The organism is Acinetobacter sp. CAU_H_78 (genome assembly GCF_058599365.1).
Genome location: NZ_CM178652.1, coordinates 1213643 through 1234747 on the forward strand (window position 1 = coordinate 1213643; position 21105 = coordinate 1234747).

The 21105-nt window shown below is 43.0% G+C and carries 19 protein-coding genes; 10 read left to right on the plus strand and 9 right to left on the minus strand.

Going from position 1 to position 21105, the window contains the following annotated elements:
* Positions 1–2 precede the first annotated feature (2 nt).
* Both AC4MCD_RS05970 and AC4MCD_RS05975 read right to left on the minus strand, forming a co-directional pair.
* On the minus strand, positions 3–1163 hold the full coding sequence (locus AC4MCD_RS05970) for a hypothetical protein (protein ID WP_419364896.1): 1161 nt from the start codon (positions 1161–1163) through the stop codon (positions 3–5).
* 169 nt (positions 1164–1332) lie between these two features.
* Positions 1333–1590: a hypothetical protein gene (locus AC4MCD_RS05975; RefSeq protein WP_004783954.1), complete on the minus strand. Its 258-nt coding sequence runs from the start codon at positions 1588–1590 to the stop codon at positions 1333–1335.
* Positions 1591–2270: 680 nt separating this feature from the next.
* Between AC4MCD_RS05975 and pepN the strand changes: the two genes are divergently transcribed.
* Together pepN and AC4MCD_RS05985 are read left to right on the plus strand one after the other, a co-directional pair.
* Positions 2271–4880 carry an aminopeptidase N gene (gene pepN, locus AC4MCD_RS05980; protein ID WP_419364894.1) on the plus strand — a complete coding sequence of 870 codons (2610 nt, stop codon included), beginning with the start codon at positions 2271–2273 and terminating at the stop codon, positions 4878–4880.
* 209 nt (positions 4881–5089) lie between these two features.
* The gene (locus AC4MCD_RS05985; protein WP_004783945.1) at positions 5090–5299 is read left to right on the plus strand and encodes a hypothetical protein; all 210 of its coding nucleotides are present in this window, start codon (positions 5090–5092) and stop codon (positions 5297–5299) included.
* Between the two features lie 41 nt (positions 5300–5340).
* Here AC4MCD_RS05985 and AC4MCD_RS05990 read toward each other — a convergent pair whose 3' ends face one another.
* Together AC4MCD_RS05990 and AC4MCD_RS05995 are read right to left on the minus strand one after the other, a co-directional pair.
* Complete coding sequence (locus AC4MCD_RS05990) at positions 5341–5787, minus strand: universal stress protein (protein ID WP_419364891.1); 447 nt, start codon at positions 5785–5787, stop codon at positions 5341–5343.
* Positions 5788–5912: 125 nt separating this feature from the next.
* Positions 5913–6356 carry a universal stress protein gene (locus tag AC4MCD_RS05995; RefSeq protein WP_125279008.1) on the minus strand — a complete coding sequence of 148 codons (444 nt, stop codon included), beginning with the start codon at positions 6354–6356 and terminating at the stop codon, positions 5913–5915.
* A 275-nt stretch (positions 6357–6631) separates the two neighbouring features.
* On the opposite strand from AC4MCD_RS05995, the gene AC4MCD_RS06000 reads away from it, so the two are divergent.
* Together AC4MCD_RS06000 and AC4MCD_RS06005 are read left to right on the plus strand one after the other, a co-directional pair.
* Positions 6632–7633, plus strand: a complete 1002-nt coding sequence (locus AC4MCD_RS06000; RefSeq protein WP_419364889.1) for an alpha/beta hydrolase — start codon at positions 6632–6634, stop codon at positions 7631–7633.
* A 68-nt stretch (positions 7634–7701) separates the two neighbouring features.
* A complete protein-coding gene (locus tag AC4MCD_RS06005; RefSeq protein WP_004783937.1) occupies positions 7702–8046 on the plus strand; it encodes an SMR family transporter in 345 nt (114 codons plus the stop codon).
* A 36-nt stretch (positions 8047–8082) separates the two neighbouring features.
* Here AC4MCD_RS06005 and AC4MCD_RS06010 read toward each other — a convergent pair whose 3' ends face one another.
* From AC4MCD_RS06010 to aceR, 4 genes are all read right to left on the minus strand, one after another.
* Positions 8083–9258 (minus strand): benzoate/H(+) symporter BenE family transporter, encoded by a 1176-nt coding sequence (locus AC4MCD_RS06010; protein ID WP_419364886.1) that lies wholly within the window; start codon positions 9256–9258, stop codon positions 8083–8085.
* A gap of 110 nt (positions 9259–9368) precedes the next feature.
* A complete protein-coding gene (leuE, locus tag AC4MCD_RS06015) occupies positions 9369–10028 on the minus strand; it encodes a leucine efflux protein LeuE (RefSeq protein ID WP_179992453.1) in 660 nt (219 codons plus the stop codon).
* Between the two features lie 82 nt (positions 10029–10110).
* Positions 10111–11082, minus strand: coding sequence for a transaldolase (tal, locus tag AC4MCD_RS06020; RefSeq protein ID WP_159124304.1), 972 nt, complete (start codon positions 11080–11082; stop codon positions 10111–10113).
* Between the two features lie 89 nt (positions 11083–11171).
* The gene (gene aceR / locus AC4MCD_RS06025; protein WP_419364884.1) at positions 11172–12062 is read right to left on the minus strand and encodes an HTH-type transcriptional regulator AceR; all 891 of its coding nucleotides are present in this window, start codon (positions 12060–12062) and stop codon (positions 11172–11174) included.
* Between the two features lie 94 nt (positions 12063–12156).
* Here aceR and aceI point away from each other — a divergent pair, with 94 nt between their 5' ends.
* The gene (gene aceI / locus AC4MCD_RS06030; protein WP_419364882.1) at positions 12157–12588 is read left to right on the plus strand and encodes a chlorhexidine efflux PACE transporter AceI; all 432 of its coding nucleotides are present in this window, start codon (positions 12157–12159) and stop codon (positions 12586–12588) included.
* Positions 12589–12685: 97 nt separating this feature from the next.
* Here the strand turns inward: aceI and AC4MCD_RS06035 are convergent, their stop codons facing one another.
* Positions 12686–14203, minus strand: a complete 1518-nt coding sequence (locus tag AC4MCD_RS06035) for an acetyl-CoA C-acetyltransferase (protein ID WP_419364880.1) — start codon at positions 14201–14203, stop codon at positions 12686–12688.
* A 240-nt stretch (positions 14204–14443) separates the two neighbouring features.
* Between AC4MCD_RS06035 and AC4MCD_RS06040 the strand changes: the two genes are divergently transcribed.
* The 5 genes from AC4MCD_RS06040 (at position 14444) to dnaX (ending at position 21099) form a co-directional block, all read left to right on the plus strand.
* The gene (locus tag AC4MCD_RS06040; protein WP_419364878.1) at positions 14444–15835 is read left to right on the plus strand and encodes a 3-oxoacyl-ACP reductase; all 1392 of its coding nucleotides are present in this window, start codon (positions 14444–14446) and stop codon (positions 15833–15835) included.
* A 197-nt stretch (positions 15836–16032) separates the two neighbouring features.
* Complete coding sequence (locus tag AC4MCD_RS06045; RefSeq protein ID WP_419364876.1) at positions 16033–16887, plus strand: MaoC family dehydratase; 855 nt, start codon at positions 16033–16035, stop codon at positions 16885–16887.
* A 59-nt stretch (positions 16888–16946) separates the two neighbouring features.
* Positions 16947–18209 (plus strand): serine hydrolase domain-containing protein, encoded by a 1263-nt coding sequence (locus AC4MCD_RS06050; RefSeq protein WP_441084674.1) that lies wholly within the window; start codon positions 16947–16949, stop codon positions 18207–18209.
* A gap of 83 nt (positions 18210–18292) precedes the next feature.
* Positions 18293–18736, plus strand: a complete 444-nt coding sequence (locus AC4MCD_RS06055) for a copper resistance protein NlpE N-terminal domain-containing protein (RefSeq protein ID WP_004783916.1) — start codon at positions 18293–18295, stop codon at positions 18734–18736.
* 275 nt (positions 18737–19011) lie between these two features.
* Positions 19012–21099: a DNA polymerase III subunit gamma/tau gene (gene dnaX / locus AC4MCD_RS06060; RefSeq protein ID WP_419364872.1), complete on the plus strand. Its 2088-nt coding sequence runs from the start codon at positions 19012–19014 to the stop codon at positions 21097–21099.
* Positions 21100–21105: the final 6 nt, after the last annotated feature.

Sequence of the window (21105 nt, forward strand, 5' to 3'; positions counted from 1 at the left end):
GCTTAGCGGGTAAAATAATGGTCTTGATGCTTACAGTTACGGCATAACAGGCTGACATAATCGCTGGCATCATATTCAACAGTAAGCTCTTGTGAGCCGCAATGCATACAGCGTTTTTGTGAATAAAATTTCAAGCGTGGTTCAATCTTCTGCCATGAACGCCAGATCGGTTGGAAGAAAATATTTTCATCATAACCAAGAAAGCGGAAGAACAGGATGCTGCTCATCTTGCTCAAAGGCAATTGTGGTGGACGAGGCAGGATAGAGGTTTCCCATTTTTCATTCACTGAACGTTCCCGATACTGCTGTAGGGTCTTTTTCAGTAAATTGGTATTAATGAAATTTTCATTTCGTGGTTTTAAAGCTTTCTGCTGATACAGATATTCGAGTGCCGACTGCACCAGATAATAAATCTGTCCCACTGCTAAAACATCGAGCAGGCGATAGCAGAAGGTCTGAAAACTTTGATTGCCCGCAATCTGGATACCCCAGCTACGGCAATAGAACTGTGCGAATTGAATGACTTCCTGATACAACAAGCAATACAGTGCATCTTTGACTTCATCCGAACTTTTAAAAGGCACGCCTTTACTCAGATTTTCATAGAACCAGTAACGCAATTGCTGGGTAATACTAAACAGGCTTGGCTCAGAATAGCCATCCAGACGTACATTAATATAGTACTGCTGATTCTCTTGTTGAATATCTCTAGGAATTAGAATCTGATCTTTCAGCAGATTTTTGACCAGACCATGCTGATACAGGTAATTCGGGCTGATGCAATAATATTTAATGGCATGCCAGTCAATATATTCCTGATGCTGACTATGTTCCTGAACCTGTTCATCCAGAATCGAGAGCAGAAACAGTTTATTTATAAAGCTGAGCTGATTAAGCTCATATTCATGCCGATCCTGCTTTTTATGAAATTTCCGGTTTTCCTGTAAACGGACTTCTTTCAGCATACGTTTACGCTGAGCCAGACACTGATCGCAATAACAGTTGTGTTTCTGGTCGGTATAGAGCTGATGCTGGCAGTGGCTGCATTCATGATAAGTAATATCCTGATCATACTGTTCTGCCTCGATCCAGTACATGGAGGCCTTACATAGCGGGCACTGCGTACTTTCATCTAGCTGTTTTTGCAGAACGTTGAATACCATGATTGCGCACAACTCCAGAATAAAGAGAAACTGCGATTATACACAGCTCATCAAAATCACGCGTCATTTGAGAATATTTTTAATAAAGCAGATTTTTAGGAGAAGAGAGTCTTTAAACGAACAGAGCTACCGAAGTAGCCCTGTATTCAAGAAAACTGGATTATCGTTTTTAAACGGGGCAGGGTAATGTTTCGTCTTCCTCTCCTTGATGTTTCGCTTGAATCAATGCCTGCACTTTTTTGGATGGAACCTTTTTGGCACCAAGTGCATCATAAGTATTCAGAATCGCACTGACCTCATGCGCTTGTAGCTGAACGCCTTCAGAACTCATGAACAGGGCAATGACTTTGTGATCAATATTGGCCTGATCCAGAACCTGAAGTGTTTTAAGATTTTCAATCCGTACCACATGCTGTTTTAAATACATAGCTCACCTCAATTTCTTTGTTGTCGTTATTCTTGGAGTTTTTGCGCTTGGAGAAAACACACTTAGACTGTAGCAAAAACCATGCTCATTTTTTAATCAGTATTTCGGAATTGCTATTAATCATAAATTATATATTTTTAAATCAAACACATAAGAAAATGTAAAAAAATATGATATTGGCTGAAAACTTGGCATATATCTTTCTTTGAATCCTGCCATTGCTGTTGGGTGAGACAAAATGCATTCAAACTGGTGCATGTCATTTGTGCATTTAAAATGAAATTCAGAACGCAGATTAACCAGAACTTAATCTTTTAGAAGTCAGGTTTTGCAGCGCCCAGCATCTAAATTGGATAAGGTTGTCCTGAATTTAGGTAGTAATTTTTCATATTGAAGTAATACTTTGCATGTGCAGGAAACATGCATAAAGGAATCATACAATGCAGATGAAAGCTTTTTTTATTTTATCTTTAAGTTGTTTTAGAGATGGGGATTTTAGATATCGGGCAAATATAAGGCGATTATCGTATATTTTGATGTAGCTCAATTGAAAAGATCAGTAATTATTCCCATATACAATACAAATGAAATGCACAGACAGGTTCAAGATCAAGGCGTATGATCAATACATTGACAATCTTTTGCCTTAGAAGCTGTGCAATAAAGGATCAGGACATTATATGAATATCGCGGCGAATCCGGTGATCGAAGCAGATCAAACCATTTATTTAAAAGACTATCAAAAACCTTCTTTTGTTGTAGATTCAATCGACCTGAATATTCAAGTCTATGATGATCATACGCTGGTCAGCAGCAAACTGGAGATGCAGCGCCAAACAGCAGGTGATCTGGTATTGCTTGGCCGTGACCTGGAACTGCAATCGATCCAGTTAAATGGTCAGCCACTAAATGCATCAGATTATATTCTGGATGCTGAGCAACTGGTGATTAGCAATGCTCCAGATCAGGCGACCATTGAAACAGTTGTCAAGATTCATCCGGAAAGTAATACCATGCTGGAAGGTCTGTATCAGGCCAGTTCAGATTTGTTCGTCACTCAGAACGAACCGGAAGGTTTCCGTAAAATCACATTCTATCCAGACCGTCCTGATGTTTTATCAGTTTTTACTACGCGTGTTGAAGCCGATAAAAAGTATCCGGTTCTACTGGCTAACGGTAACCTGATCGAAACCGGCGAAGTGGATGAAAACCGTCACTATGCACTCTGGCAAGACCCGACCAAGAAACCAAGCTATTTATTTGCCTGCGTGATTGGCGATCTGGCAGTGATGAAAGATCGCTATACCACATCAGAGGGTCGTGATGTGGCACTGGAAATCTATGCTGAAGAAAAGGACATTCCTAAATGTAAAATCGCGATGGAAGCCTTAAAGCATTCCATGCGTTGGGATGAAGAGCATTATGGTCTGCCATATGACCTCGATAATTACATGATCGTAGCAACCAGCGCATTCAACATGGGAGCGATGGAAAACAAAGGTCTGAATATCTTCAATACCTCATGCGTGTTGGCTGATGAAGAATATACAACTGATGCTGCCATCATGCGTGTACAGTCCGTGATTGCTCATGAGTATTTCCATAACTGGACGGGTAACCGGATTACCTGTCGTGACTGGTTCCAGCTATGCTTGAAAGAAGGTTTGACTGTATTCCGTGATCAGTCTTTCTCTGAAGACCTACAATCTGCTGCGGTACAGCGTATTGATGATGTGGCAGTACTAAAAGCGCATCAATTCCCGGAAGATTCTGGCCCTTTATCACATCCACCACGTCCGGATCATTTTGTAGAAATTAATAACTTCTATACTGCGACCGTGTATGAAAAAGGTGCAGAAATTAACCGTATGATGGCGACTTTGCTCGGTAAAGAAAAATTCCGTCAAGGTACAGATGAATATTTCCGTCGTCATGATGGTCAGGCCGTAACGGTTGAAGACTGGGTGGCTGCCTTGACTGCCGGTTCAGGGGTAGATTTATCGAGCTTTCTGACTTGGTATAACCAGCCTGGTACACCGAAACTGGTCGCAAAAGGTGAGTATAATGCAGATGCACAAACTTATCGTCTTAGCTTTAAGCAAAGTCTGAAAGCTCATCCGAAATATCCGAATCTGAAAGCTGTTCCGATTCCAGTGGCTTTGGCCTTGTTTGATGCGAATACCGGTGAGCAGCTGAGCCTGAACTCTGATGCCTTATTTGAAAATGGCGTCAAAGATGGGGTGTATCTGTTTGATCAGGATGAAGCGACCATCGAGTTTAGCGGTGTGACCAGCAAGCCGGTTGTTTCTTTACTACGTAACTTTTCTGCACCCGTTGATCTGCATTTTGATTACTCTGAACAAGAACTGGCGTTCTTGTTGCAATATGAAACCAATGGTTTTAACCAGTGGCAGGCGACCCAGACTTTATTAGAACGCATTCTGCTGGATGATCAACCTTCTGAAATCTATATCGAGGCAATGCTGAATACCTTGCCTGATCTGATTCAGAAAGATCCGCTATTGGCTTCGCGCTTATTTGATGTACCGGCAGAAGGTTACCTGGGTAGCCGGATTGATACAGACTACAATCCAGCCATGATCCAGGAAAAACGTGATGCCTTGCTGCATAAATTGGCACGTGCCTTTGGAGCCACAGCTAAAGAAATCTATCTGAGTCTGGATCCTGAGTTGCAGTCAGATTTCTCTCAGGCGATGGGTGTACGTGCACTGAAAAATATCATGTTAATGCTGATTGCACGTCAAGGTGATGAAAGTGCATTTGAATTGGCAGAGCAGCAATACCAAAACACAGGCAATATGTCTGAACGTTTGGGTGCCTTGCGTGTGCTGGTATGGAATGACGCCCCTCAAGCCAAAGCATTTCTGGATGATTTTTATAACCGCTTTAAAGATGAAGCACTGGCACTGGATCAATGGTTCATGCTGCAAGCAGCTCATCCAAAAGCGACTGCAGAAACAATTAAAGCACTCACTGAGCATGCGGATTATGACTTGAAAGTGCCAAACCGTATCCGTGCGGTGAGTGGCGGTTTGAATGCCAATCCGGTCAATACCTGGAGCTTTGGTGTGCAGCATTATATCGAGCTGGCGAAATATCTGGATCAGAAAAACCCGATTGTCGGTTCACGTCTACTTCAGGTGCTTTCACGCTGGTATACCCTGATTGAACCACAACGCAGTGAAGTCAAAGCACAACTTGAAGCTTTAAAACCACAGGTGAAATCGAAAAATGTCTCAGAGACATTGAACAGCATGTTAAGCGTATAAGATCGTTATGTAAAAAGCCGGATCACCTGATCCGGCTTTTTATTATTGACTTATTTTAAATGGTGAATTTAAGCGCATTTAAAATACTATAATGTGAAATCAGTCACATAAAAGGTTTACAGTAAGAGGCTAGATAGGAAAGTAAAACTATACTTTTCTATTAAACATGAAGAAATCTTCAAATTGATATACTAGAGGTCTTATTCAAGATGTTAGTGAAAATCGAAGATGGTTTTTATTTAAATACTCGGCATATTATTGCGGTTCATGTCAGCAGAAATGCTGCGACTGGTCTGTTTGAAATCTCCCTTCAATATACACCGCATTCTATTCAGCAAGCTGGAGAATACAAAAAAGTATTTAATAGCCAGCTGGATGCTGAACTCTTCCTGAACGAACTGAATCAAAAAGTTCGCTAAAAAAAGCCTGCATCGCAGGCTTTTTTGTTGTCTGGGTTACGTTAAGGTCTCACAATCAATACCGGAATCTCGGACTGGGAAAGGACATTCTGTGCCACGCTGCCCAGCATCAGTTTTTGCAGACCTTTGCGGCCATGTGAGCCCATGATAATCAGATCGGTCGGAACTTCCTGCGCTGCCTGAAGAATTCCTTCAGAAGGTGCCATACCATGAATGATCTTGGTAGTGACTTGTGTACCATCATGCACAAAATTTTCCTTGATCTCATTTAGAAGATCTAGTGCATGTTGTTCTGCCTGCATGAAATAGTCAGTAACTGCGGGAGCAACCTTATAAAAGTCCACGCCTTTAAATGGATCTACAGCAATAATACTGACCAATGTCACCTTACTATTAAAAGCTTTGGCCAGCTCACGGGCATGTTCAGCTGCAGCATAGGACATCGAGGATTCATCGAGTGCGACAAGAATATGTTCATAGTTTTGCATGGTGCCTCCTCATTTTTAGAATATGCAGTGAAATGATCATTTAGAAAATGGAGGTTCACTGTAGAAGGGTTCAGACAGAAACACTGCCTGAAAAAATTGCGCACCTTGAAGATGCGCAAATTAGATCATTTTTTAACAATTAACACCGGAATTTGACTGGCGCCAAGAACATCCTGTGCGAAACTGCCCAGAATCATTTTCTGGAAGCCTTTACGGCCGTGTGAACCCATGACGATCAGATCAGCCTGGGTTTCCTCTGCAGTCTCAGCAATATGTTCGGCATTTACCAGACCAGTTACAATGCGGGAATCTGCTTCTATACCTTCACTGCCTGCAATTGCAGTGGCTTCTTTTAGGGCATTTTTTGCATTGGCATGAGCTTGAGCAAAATACTCTTTCATGATGGTTGAACTGTAGTAGAAGTCAGCTTCGGTAAAAGGGTCTTCTGCAATCAGGCTGATCAGGGAAAGTTTACTGCCAAATGCCTTGGCAATTTTGGCTGCATGTCGAACTGCAGAAAAGGAAATATCTGAACCGTCTACTGGGACTAAAATATGTTGGTAAGCCATGATTTTTCTCCGCATGTTGTGTGTTTTTACGCTCTGATTTATTGATAGCATAGTGCGCCCAAGGGTGCAATTGCAAAAAGCTGAAAAATGGCAAAAAATCTTTAAATTACAGATATTTTTCACATAAAAGCAGAGATTTGATGAAAGAAAAAACAGAGTAAAAAACTAGGAATTCAGGTTTTATTGATCAAAAATAACAGGATAAATGACGCTGTTTTTCTGGGGATAGTTTAAACTGCCTAGGCTTATTTTTTGGCTGATCGAGGGGGAAGGTTTTGAGGTTCTTTGTCATTCATTTATTGCTGCTCTGTTCAATTATTCTGGCAGGCTGTCAAAATACTGTACAGAATAGCCGGGTCATTGCCGGTGCTTTTAATTTGACCACAGGGATGCAGCAAAAGGTGATGGATCGCTATGCACCAGGTTCGGTCATCGTGCATCAGAATATGGTCTATGAACCGCAGAAAAAGCTCTCTCTGGATCTGTATCAACCACAAAATATCAAAACTATTGGCCCGCAACCAACTATTGTGTGGATTCATGGTGGTGGCTGGATTTCTGGTTCCAAAGAACATGCCCGGGGTTATTTTAAACTTCTGGCTGCGCAAGGTTATAACGTGGTATCGGTCCAATATCAGTTTGCACCTCAAGCGATTTATCCAAGTCAGTTACATCAGATTGATCAGGCCTTGGAGTTTATTACTCAACATGCAGCCGAATACCATATTGATGCCCAGAATTTATATCTGGCCGGAGATTCAGCCGGGGCGAATATGGCTAGCCATTATGCTGCGCTTCTAACAAATCCTGACTTCGCCAAACAATCTGATTTTCAGCCTTATCTGGAACCTTCCCAACTTAAAGGTCTGATTCTGCACTGTGGTATTTATGACTTGGAGTCATTCGCCAGTACCGCACCTGATGAAATGAAGATCGTAGAGTGGGGAGTATATAGCCTGATTCAGGCCTATACAGGTGACCGTAAAAATGATGCCGAATTTCTCAAACGTATTTCTCCAATCCAATATATTACGCCGTCTTATCCGCCAGTATTCATTAGCGGGGGCAACAAGGACTTTCTGACCGACACCCAATCCTTGCCTTTTATCAAAGCTTTAAAAGCACAGCAAGTTCCAGTGACAGAAGTTTTTTATCCCGAATCAAAAGCCTGGCTGATTCATGAATATCAGTTCTTTATGGGCAAGAAAGAAAGTCAGCAGACTTTTATCAAGACGCTGGATTTTCTGCATCAGCTTTCACCCCTCAACATACAGTGATAAATAATTTATTTCTTAAGACATAACTAAGCTTTGGTTTAGGAAAGATAGATTTGGAGAGTGAAAAAATGAATCCTGCGACTTGGGCATATCTATTGTTGGGTTTGGCTATAATTGCCGAAGTCACTGGATCTACATTTCTAGTGAAATCTGAAGGCTTTACCCGTTTGTGGCCTTCTTTAGCGGTGGTCGTTTTATTCTGTATCGCGTTTTATTTGCTGTCTCAGGTGATTAAGGTAATTCCTTTAGGCATTGCTTATGCGATTTGGGCCGGTGTAGGGATCATTCTCACAGCCATTGTCGGTTATATTGTATTTAAGCAGGCGCTGGATCTTCCTGCTTTTATTGGTATTGCCCTGATTATTTCCGGTGTGGTGGTCATTAATCTGTTTTCTCAAACGGCAGGACATTAAAAGAGATAGACATAAGTCATCTCTATTTTCATGAATTTAAGCCAGCTGAGGTTTAAGCCTAAATAGTAAATAAACCATCAAACCAAGCAGTAGGCCCCAGAAAGCTGAACCTATGCCAAAAAACTGGATATTGGATGCACTGAACAGAAAGGTCATCAGTGCGGCTTCCCGGTCATGACTGTCCTGAAAAGCCAGTGCAATGTTGTGGCCAATGGTGCCAAACAGGGCAATGCCAGCCAGAACCGTAATCAGAATACCCGGAAAAGCCATCAATAAGCTGGTCAGGGTCGCAGCGAAGAAACCCATCAGGATATAAAACAGACCACAGCTCATACCTGCGATATAACGCTTAGCCGGATCAGGATGGGCTTGTGCATCCAGACTGACTGCTGCGCTAATCGCGGCAAGATTAACACTGAAACAGCCAAAAGGAGCGAGAAGCGCCTGAGTGAGGCCCGTCCAGCCTAAAATCGGATTCACCTTGGGTGGATAGCCATAGCTTTTAATCACGGCCAGGCCAGGTAAATATTGCGATGCCAGATTAATCACCATCAGCGGAAGAGCCAGTCCTAAAATAGCTTGCAGGCTAAATTCTGGTGTGGTCCATACAGGCTGGGCGATGCTCCAGTCCAAATGTGGAAGCGTAAAATCGATAAAGAACGGACAGAGTGCAATTGCAAGCAGCACAGTAATAACAATGCTATAACGCGTACTCATTTTTTTGGAAATGAGATAGATGGCCAGTACAGTGAGCACAAAGCTCCAGGATTGTTGCAGGCTGCCAAATACCGAAATTCCAAATTTCAGCAAGACACCAGCCAGCATGGCACTGGTCAAACTTTGTGGAATAAACTGAAAAATCCGGTCAAATATTCCGAAAAATCCCAGACAGGCAATCAGGATGCCGCAAATCAGAAAAGCGCCAATCGCTTCGGCCAGACTGTAATGGCCTGCGGAGGCAATAATTAACGCTAGACCGGCTGTCGACCAGGCGGTGGAAATCGGATAACGATATTTCCAGGAAAGCAGAAAGCCGGAAACCCCAATACCTATGCCGAGTGCCCATAACCAGGAACTGATTTGCGCTGCATTTGCATCCAGGCTTTGGGCTGCTTCAATGACCAGTACGGCGGATACGCTGATCCCAATCATGCAGGTAATAAAACCCGCCATGATGGCAGGAAAGGAGAGATCTTGTAAAAGTTTAGGCATCATCCATGACACTATTTTTAAATGCGTTTAAATCATACGCTTTTCATATCTCAACACAATGTTTTTAACAATTTTTGAAAGCGCTGCTCTTGCCAGAAAGCTGCTGATTCTTAGAAAGTAGATGTCGCCAGTTTGATGCCGAACCCGCAGAATAGAATTCCTACTGAAGCAACCCCGCCAGCGGTCAATTTATAATTCTGGTTGAAATAGCTCGCGAGTTTGACCCCGGAAAAGATCAGGATTGAAAGGTAGGTCATGCTGATCAGTTGCAGGATTAAAGCCAAGAGTGCAAAAGTCAGTGCCGGATAAGGGTAAACAGGATCAACAAACTGCACGAAAAAAGACAGGTAGAACAGAATCGCTTTAGGATTTAAAACACTGATTGTTAATGCTGTACGGAAGGGCTGAATCGACCCGACAGTTTCAGGAGTAGTCTTTTTAATCTGAACACGTTGTGACGACTGTTTCGGAAAGAAAGTCTGATAGGCGGCAATGATCAGTTTGATACCAAGATAACTGAGATAAACAGCACCAATAATTTTCAGGGCAATAAACAGCACGGGAAACGCATGAAGTAGAGAGGCTGCGCCTAACGCCGTACATAGAATCAGAATCAGGTCACCGGTATAAACCCCTAAGGCGCCCATATAACCGGTCTTGATACCAAAGCGGGAGGCAATCGACATGACATAGAGGGAATTCGGCCCCGGCAGTAACACAATTAACGTTGTCCCAATGATAAAGGTCGTTAGATCTGTGATACCAAACACGAAGAACTCGCAAAAATGAAAAAAGCCGATGCGGCATTATAGCAACATCGGTCTGCAGAAATTCTATAAATTCGCTGTGAATTTAGGTAGTGCTCAAAAAACTTTCCTTTAATAAAGCCGCCAGTTGCTCACGTGCCTTGATAAAGCCATCAATACCACCTTGCAGTAATTCACTGGCCATCTGGTCCTGTTTCAGTTGAGCATCAAAATCGGCATGACTGATTGGATTCAGTTCACCTTGAGATTGAATATCTTTGGCTGAAAGCTGAGCCTGAACTTCACGCTGATCATTTTCAAGTTGTTCCAGCAAGTTTGGTGCAACAGTCAGTAGATCACAACCGCTGAGGCCCAAGACCTGCTCAATACTACGGAAGCTTGCACCCATGATTTCAGTTTTAATCCCATGTGCTTTATAGAACTCATAAATGCGCTTTACTGAGAGTACACCCGGATCTTTTTCGATCGGATACGACTCAACACCTTCCGCTTTCTTGTACCAGTCTAGAATGCGGCCGACAAAAGGTGAGATTAAAGTCACTTTGGCATCAGCGCAGGCATGGGCCTGATGCTGGCCAAACAATAAGGTCAGATTGGTATGGATACCTTCTTCTTCCAGTGCTTTCGCTGCCTGAATGCCTTCCCAAGTCGATGCGATCTTAATCAGGATGCGGTCAGAATTAATCCCATATTGATCATACAGCGCAAGTAATTCTTTAGCCTTGGCGATGGTCGCTTCAGTATCAAAAGACAGGGAAGCATCCACCTCAGTCGAAACACGACCTTCAATCAGTTTTAAAATTTCAACACCGAATTTGACAGTCAAAATATCAATCGTGCGTTCAATCAGGGCATTATTCACATAGCCTTCTTGCTGGGCTTGTTGAAAAGCTGCTTCAATCAAGGCCTGATTTTCAGGCTGTTTCGCTGCAGCAGTAATCAGAGATGGATTTGTGGTTGCATCCAGAGGGCGAAATTTCTCAATTGCGCTTAAATCACTGCTATCTGCCACAATAGTCGTCAAGTTTTTTAATTGGTTTAATGCAGTTAATGTCATTACGATCTAGTTCTATGGTTATTGCTTATGCATTCTTATATATCATAAATCATCCTCTTACCAAGTAGACTGTCGTTGAATTTCTGTGATTAATGGTCGGTTTTTCGCTGCTGACGCAAGTGATTAATCAAAAAATGAGCAGCTGTACCCAGTCGAGTTTCCCGGCTCCAGACCAGATCGACAAAATATTCAAATTTTGGGGTGAAATCGAGCAGCTGCAAGATCTGTAGCTGCTCCTGCAAATGTAGCTGTTCATTGATCATTTCCAGAGGGAGTACACCCCAGCCCAAACCTTGCTGGATCATGTTACAGGCTGAATGATGATTGTCAGTGCGCCAGTAATTCCGGGAAAAGAGCAGTTCTGGCTTAATGCTACGATCACGACTGGCAACAACAATCTGTCGGTTTTGTAAAATCTGTTCATAGCTGACCTGGTGAAATTGACTTAATGGATGCTGTTTGGCCGCCACAGCAACCAGTACCTCACGCTTTAATTCTATAAACTGTTCACGGGTTTCTAATTGCTCCCGCTCAAACATCAGCGCTAACTGCGCTGAACCTTCAAATAGCATGTGATGAGCATCTTCCTGAGGTGCGCTAAAGACATTAACTTGCAGCGCTGGAAATTCCCGTTCCAGCAAAACGATATAATCAGTCCAGCGGGTATGGAGGAGCTCAGACACCACCACAATATTCAGTTCAGATTCAAGACCTGAACTAAGTGCTAGGGCATGTTGCTTCCATTGGTTGATTTCAACCAAAAGCTGCTCAGTTTTTTCATACAGTACTTTCGCCTGTGCAGTTGGTTTTGGCTCACGGCCAATGCGTTCAAATAGCATCAGATTAAGATCAATTTCTAGATTGGCAATGGCCATACTCACTGCAGAAGGAACTTTACCAAGTTTACGCGCAGCAGCAGAGAAGGAGCCAGTTTCCATAACCAGTTTAAACATCTGTAGCTGTTCTTGATTAATATTCATGAATTCTATCTTTCATTTTTATTGATAGATTCTAACTCGAATAATCAAATTTAAAGAAATAAAATTCTTTTATCTCCTGACTTGATGAACTGAAATGTTAATTTCGAAAAGAAGACTGATTCATGCCACCTTATATGAAGGCATTTTATTGGTGGTGATTGCCATATTACTGAGTACGCTCATGCATATGCCGCTTGAGGTCACAGGTGCTCTCGGAATTGCGATGGCTGTGACTTCAATGTTCTGGAATATGCTGTTTAATCATTATTTTGAAAAGTTTGAAGCCAAACATCGTCTGAAAAGAACCATCAAAGTACGGATTGCTCATGCGATTGGATTTGAGGGTGGTTTGATGCTGGCGACGATTCCGATGGTGGCTTATGCATTACAGATCGGTCTGGCACAGGCTTTTCTTCTGGATTTGGCGATGACATTATGTATTCTGGTATATACCTTTATCTTCCAGTGGTGCTATGACCAGCTTGAGGCCAAAATGGGTCTGGAACCAGACTACCGAAAAGCTTAACTTGAGTCTTTATTAGAGTAATCCTCAAATGCTTCGCTAATAATATTGCAATAAAAAAACCGCTCATAGAGAGCGGTTTTTTTATATGAGGCTTGGATTATTTTTCAATAATTGCTGTTACGCCTTGACCACCAGCTGCACAGATCGAAACAAGCACACGACCTGAACCTTTCTGGTTAATCAGTTTTGCCGCAGTTGCGATAATACGACCGCCAGTTGCTGCAAATGGGTGACCTGCAGCAAGAGAAGAACCTTTTACGTTCAGTTTGGCACGGTCAATTGAACCTAGTGGAGCATCCAGACCTAAACGCTCTTTACAGAATTTTGGATCTTCCCAAGCTTTCAGCGTTGAAAGTACTTGCGATGCAAATGCTTCGTGAATTTCATAGTAGTCAAAATCTTGAAGTTTCAGACCAGCACGTTCCAGCATACGAGGAACTGCATAAGCAGGTGCCATCAACAGGCCTTCTTTCTTGTCTACGAAATCAACGGCAGCAGTTTCCTGGAAAGTCAGGTAAGCCAATACTTCATGACCATTTGCTTTAGCCCATTCTTCAGAAGCCAATAGCACACAAGACGCACCATCAGTCAGTGGAGTAGAGTTACCCGCAGTCATGGTACGTGCATCGCCTTTACCAAAAGCAGGTTTTAGTTTCGCCAGTTTTTCAACTGAAGAATCAGGACGCAAGTTGTTGTCACGTTCAAGACCCAGGAATGGAGTCACCAGGTCATCAAAGAAACCTTCTTCATAGGCTGCTGCCATTTTCTGGTGTGAAGAAGCAGCTAACTCATCTTGCGCTTCACGAGAAATACCCCATTCCAGTGTAGTAATTGCTTGATGGTCACCCATAGACAGGCCAGTACGTGGCTCACCATTTTTTGGTGCATCCATCAGGTCTTTCACATTGATTTTTGTCAGTGCTTTTAAACGATCTTTCGCTGTTTTCGCAATGTTTAGCTCAAGTAATGCTTTACGTAAGCCATCACCAAAAGCGATTGGTGCATCAGAAGTCGTATCTACACCGCCTGCGATTCCCACTTCGATTTGACCTAGAGCAATCTTGTTTGCGACCAGGAATGCTGCTTGAAGGCCAGTACCACATGCTTGCTGAATGTCATAAGCAGGTGTTTCTGGTGCAAGAGCAGTATTTAATACACATTCACGAGTCATGTTGAAGTCGCGGCTGTGTTTCAGTACAGCACCTGCAACCACTTCACCTAAGCGTTGACCTTGAAGATTAAAACGTTCAACCAGACCATTCAGGGCTGCTGTGAACATATCAGTATTGGATGCCGTAAAGTAAGCACCGTTAGAACGTGCAAATGGAATGCGGTTACCACCGATAATAGCAACGCGGCGAACTGTATTTTGGCTCATGTTTGGTTCCTGTTGAACAGAAGTCTGTGTTATAGATGTTGAATCTTGTTGGCTTGAAGTCGTTTTTTTGGTACGTGCAGATGTACTGCGTGTACGTGTGGTTTTAGCCGGACTTCTTTCTGCGGCATTGGCTGTATCAGGATTTTTAGTGCTACGCTTGCTACGCGTTGATGGTTTTGACACAGTTTCTGTCGCAGAGTTCTCGACTGCTGGATTATCTTGAGTTGTTTTGCTCATAAGGCTTTACCAGGCAAATAGATCGTCTTCTTGGCGCTTACATTAGCATAGAAGAAGATAGGCTGTATTGACTACAATGACATTACAGACTGCGCTTAGGTCAAGTCATCTGCCTGTTATCTCAAGTATGATTGGGCGGAATCTGGTAGATCTATTGAAATATAAGTGTCTGGCATCATACTGAAGTTTAAGGATAACTTTAGATCAACCAAAAATTAATTTGTATGAGAGATAATAAACATGACTGATCAGTACCAAACTTTTGCAAAATCTCCTATTGGTAAATTTGTCATTAAAAATTTGGGTCTGCCATCCCCAACTTCTTTAGACCGTTTTGAGTCTGCTACACCTGTAGTTAAAGGCGCGGTATTGTTTGGAGCAGCACCAGCAAGTACATTGACCGGTGCTATTGCTCAGGTTCTGGCAAATATTCATGCCAATAGCTATGCAGGTAACAATGCTGAACTGCAACAGGCTGCTGCATCAGCTGGACTGAATCTGGGTGCGTTTAATCCGGGCGATAAAGAATCAAAATTCAAAGTTGTCATTTTTGATGCTTCAGGAATCGAAAATTCAGAACAGTTAAAATCACTTTATGATTTCTTCAACCCGATTGCGCGTCAAATCCAAAGTTCTGGCCGTGTCGTGATTGTGGGGACTACGCCTGAAACTGCTAAATCAGTCAGTCAGTCAATTGCTCAACGCGCACTGGAAGGTTTTGTAAAATCTGTGGGTAAAGAGTTTAAAAAGGGAATTGCAGCGAACCTGATCTATGTAGATGCTGGTGCTGAAGCAAATCTTGAGTCTGCTTTACGTTTTGTAGTTTCTCCACGTTCTGCCTATGTTTCTGGTCAGGTGATCCGTGTTTCACCTGCTGAAAAAGTGGATGTGGACTGGACTAAACCATTAGCAGGAAAAACCGCTGTAGTGACTGGTGCGAGCCGTGGTATTGGTGAAGCGATTGCTCATGTATTGGCACGTGATGGCGCACATGTCATCTGTCTGGATGTTCCGCAACAGCAAGCAGACCTTGACCGTGTAGCTGGTGAGATCGGTGGTTCAACTTTAGCTATTGATATTACTGCTGCAGATGCAGGCGAAAAAATCAAAGCGGCAGCAGCTGAACAGGGCGGTCTGGATATTATTGTGCACAATGCCGGTATTACCCGCGACAAGACTTTGGCCAATATGAAGCCTGAGCTATGGGATCTGGTGATTAACATCAACCTGTCTGCCATTGAACGTGTAAATGACTATTTAATCTCCAACGATGGTCTAAATGCCAATGGCCGTATTATCTGTGTATCTTCAATTTCAGGCATTGCAGGTAACCTGGGTCAAACCAACTATGCAGCGTCTAAAGCGGGTGTGATTGGTGTGGTGAAATTCACAGCACCAACCTTAAAAAATGGTGTAACGATTAATGCCGTTGCACCGGGCTTTATCGAAACACAAATGACGGCTGCGATTCCATTTGCAATCCGTGAAGCTGGCCGCCGTATGAACTCAATGAGCCAAGGTGGTCTACCTGTAGATGTTGCAGAAACAATTGCCATGTTTGCTTCTACGGCTTCAACAGGTTTAAATGGCAATGTGGTTCGTGTCTGTGGTCAAAGCCTGTTAGGGGCTTAATGGAATCTCTCCCGACCTCTCTTTATAAAAAAGAGGAGAATTCCCCCTTTAATAAAGAGGGATTCAGGGGGATTAAAATTCTAAAGAGAAAATTCCAAGAATTCTCAAAACCTCTCCAGTACTTCACTTTCATACAATGATTGAAGTATGCTCAGGAGAGGTCACCTTTATAAAGATAATATTTCCAAAGGTTCAGTATGAATACGCGCCATTTTAGTCAACTTCCAAAACCTTATTTAGCCTATCCAAAAGTGATTCAAGGCTTGATTTTTAAAAAGCCGAAAGCTGAAAAAGTTCTACCGCAAGTTGAATATGTGGTGGATTCATTCAAGGTCGATCAGAAACATTTAAAAGCCTATAATCAAGTATGTGGCTTTAAAAATAATGGTTATATTCCAGCTATTTATTTGACCGTGCTATCTCAAAGTCTGCAAATGCACATGATGACCTCGGAAGCATTTCCGTTCCCGATTTTAGGACTGGTACATATCCGTAATCAGGTCAAGCAATACCGTAAAGTCGGTGTAAATGAGACTTTAACCTTGTCATGCAAGTTTGGTGAATTACAGCCACATGACAAAGGGGTTCAGTTTGATTTTATTACCACAGTCAAAGTGGGCAATGAAGTCGTCGTTGAGGCATTAACGACTTATCTTTCACGTCAAAAGACTGATGCTAAAGCTGCTGCAAAATCAGCAGAAAGTAAAGCACCAGACTATAAGCTGAATACTGAATGGAAAATTTCAGAAAATACCGGCCGCCGTTATGCCATGACTTCAGGTGATTTTAATCTGATTCATATTCATGCTGTTACAGCGAAGGCTTTTGGTTTTAAACAGGCGATTGCACATGGTATGTGGAGCAAAGCCAAAGCGCTGGCTAATCTGTCATTGCCGGATGCCTATGAAGCCGATGTCTGGTTCAAGCTACCGATGTACTTGCCTTCTAAAGTTGAGTTTCTAACGGCTCAAGCAGCGAATGATACAGATTTCCTGATCCGGAACAGCAAAAACCAGAAGCCGCATGTGACCGGCCATGTAAAAGCGATTTAAATCTAAATCAAAAGCCTAAACTCGATTTAGGCTTTTTCATTTTAAGGGATCAAAATTCTATGGATAGAATGATGCAGCCAATCAAAGATTATCTGTTTGCTGATCAGCATAATTATCAGGGCGATGTTGATACACGTTTTCGCGACCTTGCTCGTCAGTTTAGCCGCCTACAGGATGCACGTACTGAACAGGGTGGTGCAGCACTTGTCGTATATTTTCAGGGACAAAAAGTTGTCGATATTTATACCGGAAAGAAGTCTGCCACTGAAAACTGGCAGCCCGATACCATGTCACTATGCTATTCCACTGGCAAAGGTGTACTAGCGACTCTAGCGCATATTCTGGTTAGTAAGGGTTACCTGGACTATGACAGATCAGTTGCAGAATACTGGCCTGAATTTGCCCAGAAAGGTAAACGGTCGATTACTTTGGCACATATGCTGAGCCATCAAAGTGGTTTATTTGATATCCGTAATATTATTGATGATGCCACTGAAATGGCTGACTGGCCACACATGCTGGAGCGGATCGCGGCAGCTGAACCACGTTTTCAGACCACGACAGATGCCGCTTATCAACCTTTGACTTTTGGCTGGCAGGTGGGTGGAGTACTGGAAAAGGCAACCGGTAAATCATTAGGCCAATTAATGCAGGAATATTTAGTTCAGCCTCTGCAATTAAATGGTGCCTATTTTAGTGTGCCGATAGATGAACTACCTCGGGTTGCGCGACCGATCTTTAAAGCAAAATCTGCATCTCAACACTCTAAAAGCAAAAAAGTAGCTGCACGCAAACCTGGTTTAATGGAGCGCGCCCTGGTCTGGAGTGGTCAGAGCCCCCAAGATTTTCAGGATGGCATGATTCCTAAAGGCATGAAGAATTTTAGCTTCTTTAGTGATGAGGGATTACAGGCGATTATTCCTTCAGCCAATGGGGTCTTTACTGCAGACAGTCTGGCAAAAATCTATGCGATGTTGGCCAATCACGGTGCTTGGCAAGGCCAGCAGTTGATTTCACCTCCAGTATTCCAGCGACTAAGCCAGGTGCAATATATCCGTCGTGATCGGGTGATGCCTGTGCCCATGCACTGGCGGCTGGGTTATCACCGTATTTTGACATTGGGTAAAGCCTCTACAGGTTTTGGTCATATGGGCTTTAACGGTTCTGGTGCCTGGTGCGATCCAGAACGCGGTTTAAGTTTTGCCTATACCCATAATTTCCCAACAGGTTCATTGACTGGAGATTACCGTCTTTGGGGGCTGACGCAGGAAACTTTGCGCTGTGCTGATGCGGTATTGACAGGAAGAAAAGGCTGGCGATAACTGAATATCCTTGATTTGGGAGTTTAGTCAGTCATTTAAAATATGCTATTTTGTGGCAAATTCCAGCGCTGTGAAATGAAACCATGAAAAAAGTAATACTGATTCCCTTAGTGGCAACCGGTGCTTTATTCGGTTGTCAGGATCAAACCCAGTCAGCTAAAAATACTATTGTTGAAGCCAAGGCACAGATTCCAGCATGGGCGGGAGAGTATCAGGGTACAACTCCTTGTATGGGCTGCTTGTCCCGTTGTGATGATTGTCCGGGCATGGCTGTCATGCTAACCCTGCATGAAGATCAGACTTATACTTTAGAACGTGAAAGCCTGAGTGGACATAATGAGGTGGAAACCTTTAGCGGCCCGATTCGTTTTCAGGATGATTCTCATCAGAAGATTGAACTGGTGAATGTAGCGACTCGTAATTTACTGTATGTTGATCTGGAAGAGCATGTGCTGGAAATCCGTGAAGACAAAAGCGGTAAACGCTACCAGATGCAGAGTGATTTTATTTTAGGGCGATTCGCTTAAGCAGATTCAACTCAATTCTTTACCTTCGATCAGAAATTTTTATTTTTAAGATTGTATTCATCTACTCAAATAGATGGAAGATCAATAGATATTTTATTTTCCAAATATACAAAAACTATCCTGATATTCTTGTCAGGCATAAAAATGGAGCAAACAGCTTCAAGATAGTTGATTTAAATCAGATTGATAGGTCTATCTCTCCAGATCGTAACTGATTAATTCATTCACTATTTTATAAAAAAACAGTATGCTTAGACCTGTAAAAAGGAGCATACATGTATCAAGTACTTGCGCGAAAATACCGTCCCCGCAATTTCAACGAATTGGTCGGTCAAAACCATGTTTCACGTGCTTTAACTAGTGCACTGGAGCGTGGCCGTTTGCACCATGCCTATTTGTTTACGGGAACGCGTGGTGTTGGTAAAACCACGATTGCACGTATTTTGGCGAAGTGCTTGAACTGTGAAACTGGTATTACTTCGACTCCTTGTGAGGTGTGTCCGACCTGTACCGCCGTCAATGAAGGCCGTTTTATTGACCTGATTGAGATCGATGCGGCATCACGTACCAAAGTCGAAGATACCCGTGAGCTGTTGGATAATGTCCCTTATGCGCCTACACAAGGCCGATTTAAGGTCTATCTGATCGATGAAGTACATATGCTGTCCACGCATTCTTTCAATGCTCTATTAAAGACACTGGAAGAACCACCGGAGCATGTCAAATTCCTGTTCGCCACCACAGATCCGCAAAAGCTGCCGATTACCGTCATTTCACGCTGTCTGCAATTTACTTTGCGTCCATTGGCCGTTGATGAAATTACCGAACATTTGGGCAATATTCTGACGAAAGAGAGCATTCAGGCTGATCAGGATGCGATCTGGCAGATTGCCGAATCAGCACAGGGTTCGCTTCGTGATGCCTTGTCCTTAACCGATCAGGCAATTGCCTATGGTCAGGGTGCCATTCAGCATCAGGATGTCAAAGACATGCTGGGCTTGATCGACCGAACCATCATTTACGATCTGATTCTGGCAATTCATCAGAACCAGAAAGCACGTGTTAGCGAATTATTATTGCAATTCCGTCAACAGGCGCTGGATGTATCATTGGTTTTAGATCAGCTGATTTCTACCTTGCATGAACTGGCTTTATTACAATATCTGCCGGATTTAAGCCTGAAATACAGTGCCGAGATCAATCAAAAGATCATGCAGTTATCAGCTTTGATTTCAGCACAAGATTTGCAACTGTATTATCAGATTGCCTGTAAAGGACGTGCTGACCTACAGCTCGCGGTTACGCAAGAGCAAGGCTTTGAGATGACAGTGTTGCGTTTGCTAGCCTTCCGTCCGTTACAGCCCAATGAAATTCCAGCCAATACAGCTCAGATACCACAAGCTGTACCTGCTGCATCAGTTCCACAGCAAAACCAGATAACGCAGCAGGAGCGTGTTCCGGTTATTCAAGCTGTAGAAGATTTTTCCTTAGATGAGGGCTATGAAGACGAGCAAGATAATCATCCAGTCACTGCACAGTCTGAACCATCTTCGGATGACTTTCTGGATGAAGACGAGCCAGAAACCAATTCTGAGTCTCAAGTCATACAGGCTGAATCCACTAAGGTAGAACAATCTGAGTCTGATCAAATTTTATTTGATCCAAACCTGGAAGATGGTCTGTTTGGTTTTGACGATGTTCCTGCAGAACCTGTTCCATCCAGTCCTGAAGCCAGCAGTGATGATTTTCTCTTAGAAGAATTCATTCCTGACAATGATACTGCTGCAACAGTAGAACAAAAATCCGAGTTTAGTCTGGATACTTCGATTCCTGAATCAGAACAAGTGATTCATAAAGCAGATGAAAGCCAGCCAGAAATTTCTACTCAGACAGAGGCTGCATCAACTCAGATCGCAAATACAAATATTTCTACAGACCGTAATCTGATGCCGCAGGATATTCTGCAAATTCCGGTACAGGATATGCAGGGTGAATGGACGGTAGAAAAATGGGAATTCTGGTTCCGTAACAGCCAGTTATCTCCGGCAGTTCAGGAATTGGCTCAGTATGGCATCATGACCGGCCAGATTAATGCAGCATCGGTCTTTCATATTCCAGAGCGTTATCAACCGCTTTTGTCGCAGTTACAACATCATCTGGAAGCAGCTTTGCGGGAACAATGGCCGCAGACCATTTTCCAGGTGAAGTTTGAAGATGTAGAGCAGTTAACGCCATATACCATGCAGCAAGAACGTAAAGTACGCGCTTTTAAACGCGCAGAAGAGCTACTGCATGCTGAACCGGCTGTACGTGACTTGCTGGAACAGTTTGATGGTGAGTTGCACAATATTCAGCTGAAATAAAATATT